Origin of the sequence: Kitasatospora sp. NPDC049285 (genome assembly GCF_040678815.1) — a bacterium.
Classification (GTDB): Bacteria; Actinomycetota; Actinomycetes; order Streptomycetales; family Streptomycetaceae; genus Kitasatospora.
Genome location: NZ_JBFAQR010000047.1, coordinates 51,183 through 60,639 on the forward strand (window position 1 = coordinate 51,183; position 9,457 = coordinate 60,639).

At 74.2% G+C, this 9,457-nt stretch carries 5 protein-coding genes; 1 reads left to right on the forward strand and 4 read right to left on the reverse strand.

Annotated features, from left to right (window positions below):
• Positions 1 to 6: 6 nt before the first annotated feature.
• From AB0K51_RS25460 to AB0K51_RS25470, 3 genes are all read right to left on the reverse strand, one after another.
• On the reverse strand, positions 7 to 1,098 hold the full coding sequence (locus AB0K51_RS25460; RefSeq protein ID WP_363459345.1) for a glycosyltransferase: 1,092 nt from the start codon (positions 1,096 to 1,098) through the stop codon (positions 7 to 9).
• On the reverse strand, positions 1,095 to 2,903 hold the full coding sequence (locus AB0K51_RS25465; protein ID WP_363459347.1) for a P-loop NTPase: 1,809 nt from the start codon (positions 2,901 to 2,903) through the stop codon (positions 1,095 to 1,097). The genes AB0K51_RS25460 and AB0K51_RS25465 overlap by 4 nt, the downstream gene beginning before the upstream one ends.
• Positions 2,904 to 3,230: 327 nt before the next feature.
• A complete protein-coding gene (locus AB0K51_RS25470) occupies positions 3,231 to 4,364 on the reverse strand; it encodes a glycosyltransferase family 4 protein (RefSeq protein WP_363459348.1) in 1,134 nt (377 codons plus the stop codon).
• A gap of 191 nt (positions 4,365 to 4,555) precedes the next feature.
• Here AB0K51_RS25470 and AB0K51_RS25475 point away from each other — a divergent pair, with 191 nt between their 5' ends.
• The gene (locus AB0K51_RS25475) at positions 4,556 to 5,638 is read left to right on the forward strand and encodes a glycosyltransferase (RefSeq protein WP_363459349.1); all 1,083 of its coding nucleotides are present in this window, start codon (positions 4,556 to 4,558) and stop codon (positions 5,636 to 5,638) included.
• A gap of 59 nt (positions 5,639 to 5,697) precedes the next feature.
• Here the strand turns inward: AB0K51_RS25475 and AB0K51_RS25480 are convergent.
• The coding region (locus AB0K51_RS25480; RefSeq protein ID WP_363459351.1) for a hypothetical protein at positions 5,698 to 9,457 on the reverse strand (3,760 nt) is incomplete at its 5' end.

The window sequence follows — 9,457 nt, forward strand, 5'->3', positions numbered from 1 at the left end:
CCGGACTCAGCTCGGCAGCACCCGGGTGTACACCCGCTCGATGGCACGCTGCGCCCCGGCCACGTCGAAGGACTTCGACCGCTCCCGGGCGGCCGCGCCCATCCGCTCGCGCAGCCCCGGATCGGCGGCCAGCTCGCCCAGCGCGGCGGCCAGTGCCGCCGGGTCGCCGGCCGGCACCAGCCGGCCCTGCTCGCCGTCGTCCAGCACCTCCGGCATGCCGCCGACCCGGGTGACCACCGCGGGCAGGCCGCTGGTCATCGCCTCCATCAGCGCCACCGGCAGGCCCTCCTGGCGGGAGCTCAGGGTGAACACGTCCCAGCCGGGCAGCAGCGCCGGGACGTCCGCCCGGGAGCCCGCGAAGACCACCGACTCGCCCGCCAGGGAGCGGAGTTCGGCCTCCAGCGGGCCCGCGCCGACCAGCACCAGCACCGCGTCCGGGTGCGCGCGGCGCAGCAGCGCGAAGGCGGCCAGCAGCGTCGCCTGGTCCTTCTTGGCGGTCAGGTTGCCGACCGTGCCGATCACCAACGCGTCCGGCGGCAGGCCGAGTTCGGCCCGCGCCGCGCGCCGCGCCGCCGGACCGGAGGGCGCGTCGCCGAGGTCCGGGCCGTGGTGCACCACGGTCAGCCAGTCGCCGGGGCGGCGCCGGGCGATGGTGTCGCCGACGGCGTGCGACACCGCGATCACCGCCGCGTTGCGCCGGTAGGTCAGCGCGTTGGCCCAGCGGGTGGCCGGCCGGTAGCGCTCCCAGACGTTGTGCTCGGTGTGCACCAGCCGCGGCGAGCGCCGACCCACCGTCAGCACCCGGGCCGCCACCGCCGGCACCGGCATGTGGGTGTGCACCAGGTCGTAACGCCGCTCGGCCAGCAGCGCGCGCAGCCGCAGCGGCCACAGCGCGCCCGGCGCGTCGCCCAGGCAGTGCACCGCCACCCCGGCCTGCTCCAGCGCCGGCACCAGCGCGTCCTTGTACGGCAGGACGTACGCCACCTCGATGTCGAAGCGCGAACGGTCCGCGTGGCGCGCGCAGTTGACCAGCAGCTGCTCGGCGCCGCCCCGGCCCAGCCCCTTGGCCAGCCAGAGCACCCTGGTCCGCCCGGTCACCGCTCGTCGCCCATCCGCAGCTCGTTGACGGTCCGCAGCTGGATGGTGGTCTCCACCGTCTCCTCCGGCGGGAGCTCCACCGGGCGGCGGGCCCAGCGCGGCGAGCCGCGGTGCTCCTCGCCCTCGTCGAGCTCGCCGTACTGCGGACGGTGCCGGGCCGGCGGCTCCGCGGGTTCCACCGCGGCCGGCCGCGGCAGCACCGGGGCGGCCGGGGACTGCGCCGCCCTCCCGGCCCGGCCGCGCAGCCCGAGCAGCTTGCGCCGGCCCGCGGTGCCCTCGGTGCCCAGCAGCGCCACCCCAGCCACCGGCACGCCGGTGCGGGCCAGCAGCTCGGACACCCGGTCCGCCTCCTCCGGCTTCACGTTGCCCGCCATCACCGTCAGCAGCACCGCGTCGGCGTGCTGCACCAGGTCGTAGGCGTCGTTGGCGTTCAGCAGCGGCGAGGAGTCGATCAGCACCACGTCGGCGTGCCGGCGCACCAGCCGCAGCGCCTCGCCGGCCCGCAGCACCAGCGCCGCCGGGTAGGTGGTGGTGTGGCCGCCGGTGATCAGCGCCACCCCGGGCACGCTGGTGCGCCGGATCAGGTCCACCGGGTCGGGCAGCTGCTCGCCGCTGAGCAGCTCCGCCATGCCCGGGCCGTCGCCGACCCCGAAGTGCCCGCGCAGCTCCGGCTCGCGGAAGTCGCAGTCCAGCACCAGCACCTGACGGCCCGTCTCGGCGAGCGCCGCCGCCAGGTTGGCCACCGTGGTGGTCCGCCCGTCGCCGGAGCGCCCGGACATCACCAGCACCACCGGCGCCGGCTCGGTGCCGCGGCGGGCGCGCCGCTCCGCCGGGTCCAGGCCGCCCTCGCCGATCTGCGCGGCCAGCGCCTGCGGACCGGTCAGCAGCATCGTCGAGCGCAGCGAGCGGTACGCCTCGGTGACGGGCGACTCCGGCCGGGCCACCACCAGCGGCCCGCGGACCCGGCGCAGCCGGGCCGACAGCACCGGGATCTCGCCGATCACCGGCAGGTTGAACGCCTCCTCGACGCCGTCGCGGGTGCGCAGCCGGGTGTCCATCCGGCTCAGCATCAGGGCGGCGACCGCGCCGAGCGCCAGGCCGAGCGCCACGGCGAGGGCGAGCCGCACGGTGCGCGAGGGCGAGGTGAGCAGGTTGCCGCCGAGCTCCTTGGCGTCGATCGAGCCCCACTGCTGGATGGCGTCGGTCTGGCTGTAGTTCTGCAGGTCGGCGATGGCGCCCAGGGTCTTGGTCAACGAGGCGGTGGCGGTAGAGAGTTGGGGCTGAAGCTTGGCCTGGTCACTCTGGTTGGACTTGCTGAAGGTCTTCTGCAGCTCGTCCAACTGGGACTGCTGGGCGTCCGCCTGGGCGCGCAGCCGCTTGATCGACTCGTCGGCGCTCTTCTTCGACTCCTCGCTGTAGCCGGTGATGGTGGCCTGCGAGAGGGCCGCCGCCAGCTCGGCGCAGGACTGCTGGGTCGGGCCGGTGGTGGTGAAGAGCAGCATCTGGGTGGAGGCGGCGGTGACCGTCCGGCGGGCCGACAGGCCGGCCACGTCGGTGATGTGCAGCTGCTGGGCGGCGGCCGTGGTCACCGCGGAGCCCTGCGCGTAGGAGAGCACCTGGTCGGCCCGGACGGTGTCGGCCGCGCCCGCCACCGGCGTTATCGCCACCTTGCACTGCCACTTGCCGTTGTCCACGGCGTCGCCGGCCGGGGTCAGCAGGAATCCCACGATCAGCGCGGCGAGCGTGCAGCCGGCCAGCAGTCGCCAGTACCGCCGCAGAACGGTGAACAGATTTGCCGGTTCCACCGGTTGGTTCCCCTCGCCTTGTCATCGGTGCCAACGCCGGGCACACGAACGGGCCGCACCCGCCGGGCAGGCGGCGCGCACCGGTACGGCCCCGGCCCGGGAGCACGGACCGTCGACCCCCCGAAAACCGACCGCACTGACGTCAGGCCCGCCTCCCCCGAGTCAAGCCTCCCCCGCGGATCGATGCTTCCGGCCCCGGACCTGCGGCGCAAGCACTTTGGCGATACTGGGACCATCCGGTGGACGTATTCAGGACGCACGCACACAACCTGACGAATGGTCATCAATCGCCGTCCGAAGGTCCGTCAGCGAACCGCCCGCCCGCCGTCAGCCCAGTGCGCGCTCGTAGAACTCCACCATCCGCGCCGTCACCTGGTGAAGGGTGAACCTGGTCAGGAACCGCGCCCGGGCCGCCTTCGCCCGCACCGCCGCCTCGGCCGGGTCCGCCAGCACCCGCAGCACCCCCGCCGCCAGCTCCGCCGGGTGCCGCGGCGGCACCAGCAGCGCGTAGTCGGCCGAGCCCACCGTCTCCCGCAGCGCCGGGACGTCCGCGCACACCAGCGGCACGCCCACCCCCATCGCCTCCATCGCCGCGCTGCCCAGCCCCTCCCAGCGCGAGGGCACCGCGAACGCGTCCGCCGCCGCCATCAGGTCGAACACGTCGTCCCGCGGACCGAGGAACCGCACCCCGCCGGCGGACGCCGCCAACTCCTCCAGCCGCGCCGTCTCCGACCCCCGGCTGCCCGCCAGCAGCAGCACCGCCTCCGGCCGCTCGGCGCGCACCGCCGGCCACGCCTCCAAGAGCACGTCCAGGCCCTTCTGGTACTGCTGCCGGGCCGCCGCCAGCACCACCGGCGTGCCCTCCCCGATCCCCAGCGCACCGCGCACCGCCGAGCGCCGCTCCGGCGTCACCGACCCCAGCAGCTCCGGGTCGCGGCCGCGCGGGATCACGTCGATCCGGCTCCGCCGCAGCCGCAGCCGCGCCGCCATCGACTCGGCCACGTGCTCGGTCAGCGCGTGGAACCGGCGCACCCCCTGCGCCGTCACCCCGTCGAGCGCCTGCGCCGCGCGCACCTTCCACGGGCTCAGGCCCCGCGCGTGCAGGTGCTCCGGCCCGTACGCCGAGTTGACCAGGCTGGACACCACCGGAACCCCCGCGGCCAGCGCCGCCGTCCGCCCCAGCACGTCCGACTCGTACAGCGTGGTGTGCACCAGGTCCGGCCGCAGCCGGCGGAACTCCGCGCGCAGCGCGGCCACCCGCGCCGCCCGCGACCCGCGCAGCACCGGCAGGACGCCCGCACCCGCCGCCCGCAGCTCCTGCTGGAACCCGCCCGGCGACTCCTTCAGGAACGCCACCTCCAGGCGCACCCCCGACCGCACCAGCAACGGGGCCATCGCCACCAGCCCCTGCTCGGCGCCGCCCACCCGGCTCACGCTGTCGATCACATACACCACACGCACCGCAGCCACCCCCCTGCCCCGGGCCACCCCGAGACCGCCGCTCAGCATCCCAGCCCCGGCCCGCGCCGCGCCATCGAAAAGCGGAGGAAACCCGACCGGGCGTCAGAACACGGCGAACTCCGGCCCGTTGAGGCCCGGGGTTTCGCCGTTTGGCCCGCGCACGCGTTCCGCCGCTCGGTAGGGTCGGCGCCATGGCCGAGCCACGGGTACTGCACGTGATCACCGACCCCCGCGCCCGCGGCGCCCAGCGCCTCGCCCGCGACCTGCACGCCGAACTCCTCGGCCGCGGCCAGCCCTCGACGCTGGTCGCGCTGCACCCGCACCCCGACGCAGACGCCTCCGCCACCGGGACCGTGCTCGGGCCCGCCCGCTACGCGGCGGCGACGCTGCGGGCGCTGCGCACCGCCGCCCGCAGCGCGGACGTGGTGGTCGCGCACGGCTCCTCCACGCTGCAGGCCTGCGCGGTCGGCCTGGCCGGCACCCGCACCCCCTTCGTCTACGTCAACATCGGCGACCCCCGGCACTGGACGGCCTCGCCGCTGCGCCGCCTGCGGGTCGGCGCGTTCCTGCACCGCGCCGCCGCGGTGGCGGCGATCTCGCCGCAGGCCGCGGAGGTGCTGCGGGACCGCTTCCGGCTGCCCGCCGGCCGGGTGCACACGCTGCCGAACGCCCGCTCCGCCGCCGCGTTCCGGCCGGCGGCGGGGGAGCGGGACCGGGCGGCGGCGCGGGCCGCGCTCGGCCTGCCGGCGGACGGCCGACTGGTGGCCTGGGTCGGGGCGTTGAGCGGCGAGAAACGTCCGGATCTCGCGCTTGCCGTCCACGCGGGCCTGACCGGCGACGTGCACCTGGCGCTGGCGGGCGAGGGCCCGTTGCGGGCCTCCGTCGCGGCGGGCGCGGGGGAGCGGGTGCACGTCCTGGGACGGCTCGCGGACCCGGCGGCGCTCTACCGCGCGGCGGACGCGCTGCTGCTGACCAGCGACTCGGAGGGCGTCCCGGGCGTCCTGATCGAGGCCGCCCTGGCGGGCGTCCCGGCGGTGGCCACCGACGTCGGATGGGTCTCCGACGTGGTCCGCGACGGCGAGACCGGCTTCCTGGCCCCGCGCGGCGACGCCGCCGCGCTGACGGCCGCCCTGCAGAAGCTGCTGGCCGCCGACCGGGCGGTGTACGGGGACGCGGCGCGGGCGCACGCCGTCGAGCGCTTCGACTTGGCGACGGTCGCCGACGGCTGGCAGGCACTGCTGCGGACGGTCGGCGCCCGCCGGGGCCGGCGGTGAGAACGCGGCCGGCCGCCGCCCTGTCAGGGCGGCGGCCGGATCGGTTAGTTGACGGTTGATCAGTTGTACGTGCCCGAGCTCCAGATCGGCACGCCGTCGATGCGGTAGATGACGAGGTTGCCGTCCGGTTGCAGCAGCATGCAGTCGTCGCTGTTGTTGTAGGTGTTGCTCGACCACAGGGCGGTGCCGAAGGTCTTCGCGGCGTTCGGGTAGACCACCAGGTTGCCGTCGCGCTGCAGGGTGAGGACGGCGCCCGGGTAGCCGGTGACGCCGGCGGTCCAGGTGTTGCCGTTGGCCCAGCCGGTCTGCACGATCTTCAGCTGCCCGCCGGTGAAGGACAGGTTGCCGTGCGCGGCGCTCCAGTTGGAGCCGCTGGGGTAGGAGGTGTCGTCCGCCGGGAACAGCACGTAGCCCGGGGTGCCGGAGAGCAGGGCCGCCTGGGTCGGGCTGAGCGCGGTCCCGTTCCAGAGCTGGACGTTGGAGATGGCGCCGTTGAACTGGGCGAAGTGGCCGCCGTTGGTGGAGCCGAAGTCACCCACCCGGAAGCTGCCGTTGAAGCCGGCGACCGGGGCGTGGGTGAGCGAGCCCACCGGAAGGCCGTTGATGTACAGGGCCATCACGTTGGAGAGCCGGTTGTAGGTGGCGGTCAGGTGGGTCCAGATGCCGGCCTGCACGATGCCGCCGCCGGCGCCCGCGTTGGCGCAGTCGTAGTTCCAGCCGCCGTTGTCGATCCGCGACATGCAGAACTTCCACTGCCCGCCGGGGGCCTCCGCGTAGACCATGAACCCGGAGTTCTGGTTGCCGTCCTGGGACACCATCACACCGCCGCCCGGGCCGGCCTTGGCCCAGACCGAGACGGTGAAGCTCTGGGTCAGGTCGATCATGCTGCCGGCGGTCATCACGCCGCTGCCGGTGGCGTTGAAGTGCACGTCCGGGTTGAAGATGTCGGAGGTGCTCCAGGTCGCCCCGGACTGGCCGGTCAGCGGGGAGTTGCCGGTGCTGTCCGCCGCCGTGGTGGCGGTCGCGCCGTTGTTGGTGCTGTCGTTCAGCTGCCAGTTGTGGGACGGCGTGAACAGGCCCTGGTTGCCGGTGCCGGACAGCGTGGTGCCGTTGAACAGGTTCGGCGCGGCCTTGCCGCTGCCGTCGACGGACCACAGGTCGGCGGTGCCGTCGCCGTTGATGTCCGCGGCCTGCAGCACGGGGGCGGTGAGGGCGGTCCAGCCGCTCGCGGCGACCCGGACCGGCGCGGTGGGCGTCGGGCTGGTGCCCAGGATCTGGATGGCGGCCAGGTTGGTGAGGACGGTCGGGCTGTAGTACCAGAGCTCACCGGTGGCGGTGTTGCGGGCGTAGAGCGCCGGCAGGTTGTTCACCAGCGCGGTGGTGATGGTCCAGCTGGTCCAGTCGCCGCTGCCGTTGGGGCTGGCGGTGGTCAGCGGGACGCTGGTGTCGGCGCCCGCGTAGGCGCCGGGGGTTCCGGTGCCGCCGGTGAGGGTGAGCTGGCCGTTGAAGACCATCAGCAGGCCGGGCAGGGCCGGGTTGGCGCCCGCGGCGGTCTCGTACAGGGTGCCGGCGTTGGCGACCTGGGCGGCCTTGGCGCCGCCGACGCTCGCGGTGAAGGCCGCGGCGTCGACGTTGACCTGGGAGCCGGAGACCGGGTTCAGCGCCGAGCCGTCGCCGTTGCCGTAGACGATGCTGGCGCGGCCGGTGGCCGGGTTGTAGGCCAGGTAGTCGTTGAAGCCGTCGCCGGTGGCGAAGTGACCGGTGATCACCTGGGTGCCGGTCCAGTCGGCGGAGCTGCCGGCGGTGTTGACGCCGGTGCCCTTCGCACCGATGTTGTCGGCGGCCGCGTTCAGCGTGGTGGTGGTCGTCCCGGTGGAGAGCCACAGGCCGGCCGGCAGGTTGGCCTGTCCGCCGACCACGGCGAGGTCGGGCCGTCCGTCGCCGGTCAGGTCGTTGGCCGCGGCCACGGCCGGAGCCTTGGCGTTGATCACCAGGTTGGCGGTGTCGCCGACGTTCCCGCCGGGCGAGATCGCGGTCACGCTGAGCGTGTTCACCCGCCGGGTCGGCTTGACGGAGACCGTCGCGTTGCCGTTGGTGGCGTTGACCGAGAGCGGCGCGCCGCCGTTCAGCTGGTACAGGTAGCTGGACGGGGCGGTGCCGCCGGGGTTGCGGGTGAAGGTGAAGCTCGCGCCGGTGCCGACGGTCTCGTTGCCGGACGGCTGGCTGATGCTCGGGGCGCCCGGCACCGTCGGGTCGAAGGTGAACCTGCAGAGCGCGCTCTCGGGACCGATCACCTGACCGTCGTCGGCCTTCACGTTCCACGCGAAGTTCGTGATCGCCCCGTTCGCCTCCGTGGTGAGGGTGGACCGGGGGATGACGAACGAGGCGGTGGTGCCGGAGGTCGCCCGGAAGCTCGACGTGGTCGAGGCGACGACCTTCCAGGTGTAGGAGTTGGCGAGGGTGAAGATGACGCCCAGGTCGCCGCCGTCGGGGTCGCTGACCGAGGCGTTCAGCACGACGTCGCCGTTGCCGACCACGGTCGGGGTGCTCGCGGTGCACGCCGTGCTGGGCGAGGTGGACAGCGAGCCCGGCTGGTTCGGCGTGTGGTTGTAGGTGGTCGAGATGCTCATGCTGGACGGCTGGAACTTCTTCCAGCCGTAGGCGTCGCCCTCGTCCGAGGCCTTCAGGCCGATGGTGACGTCACCCCAGTGGCCGTTGGCCGCGTTCTGCATCAGCGAGGTGGCGTTGAACCCGACACCCGCGGCGGGGCAGCTGCTGCTGTAGCCGTGCGCCTCGTTCTTGGTGTCCAGCTGGGAGCGCCAGGACGGCTGGTTGCTCCAGTTGGTGGTGCTGAGGATGCCGTCGGTCCACCAGGCCTCGACGTTGCGGGCCGAGCAGGACGGGGACCAGGTCTCGGTGGCGTAGAAGGTCGAGGAGCTGACCTGGGCGCCGTAGATGCTGCTGGGCACCCCCAGGCGGGCGAAGGCGCGGCCCACGTAGTACGGGGACTGCCAGCCGTTGTAGCCGACCCGCAGGCCGGTGGAGTCGCTGGTGTGCCAGTAGCTGGTGCCGGTGAACGCGGAGCTGACGTAGGTCCAGTCGTAGAGGGAGCCGCCCGCGTAGCTGGGGTCGATGTAGAGCGGCCAGACGGTGTCCTTGCCGCCCAGCAGGTCCTGATCCGGCGTCAGGGTGACGGCGCCGTCGCGGTACTCGCTGGTCAGCTTGCCGGTGTGGGCGTGCGCGCCGGGCTCGGCGTGGCTGGAGGCGGCCGGGAAGCCGGAGACGGCGTCGAGCTTGGCACCGCTCTTCGGCTCGGTCACGGTCGGCGCGGCCTGGTCGGCGGCGGAGTCCCACACGCCGCGGTCGGGCGCGGGCGCCGAGAACAGGACCTTGCCGTGCTTGTCCTTGGCGGTGAGGTTGCCGGCCTGGTCGGTGGCCAGGTCCACGCCGTTCGCCTTGGTGGCGAAGGAGAGCTTCTTCAGCGCCGGGTTGGCGGCGGCCTTGGCGTCCTTGACGACGAAGACCTCGGAGAACCCGCCGAGGGTGTCGGCGGTGACCTTCAGGTCCAGGCCGGGCGCGAGGGCGTAGGTCGCCGTGGAGCCGTCCAGGACGGGGGCCGGGAGCTTGTCCGCGAGGCCCTTGGGCAGGTCGAGCGAGAAGGAGGCGGCGCCCGACTTCATGGTGGCCAGCGGGCCGTTGCCGCCGCCGGAGAGCACCAGGTCGGTGGAGGACAGCGCCGGGCCGACGCCACCGTCCGCGCGCTTGACCAGCGTCGCGTCGAGGTTCTTCCACGCCCCGCCCTGGTAGCGCCGCACCGGC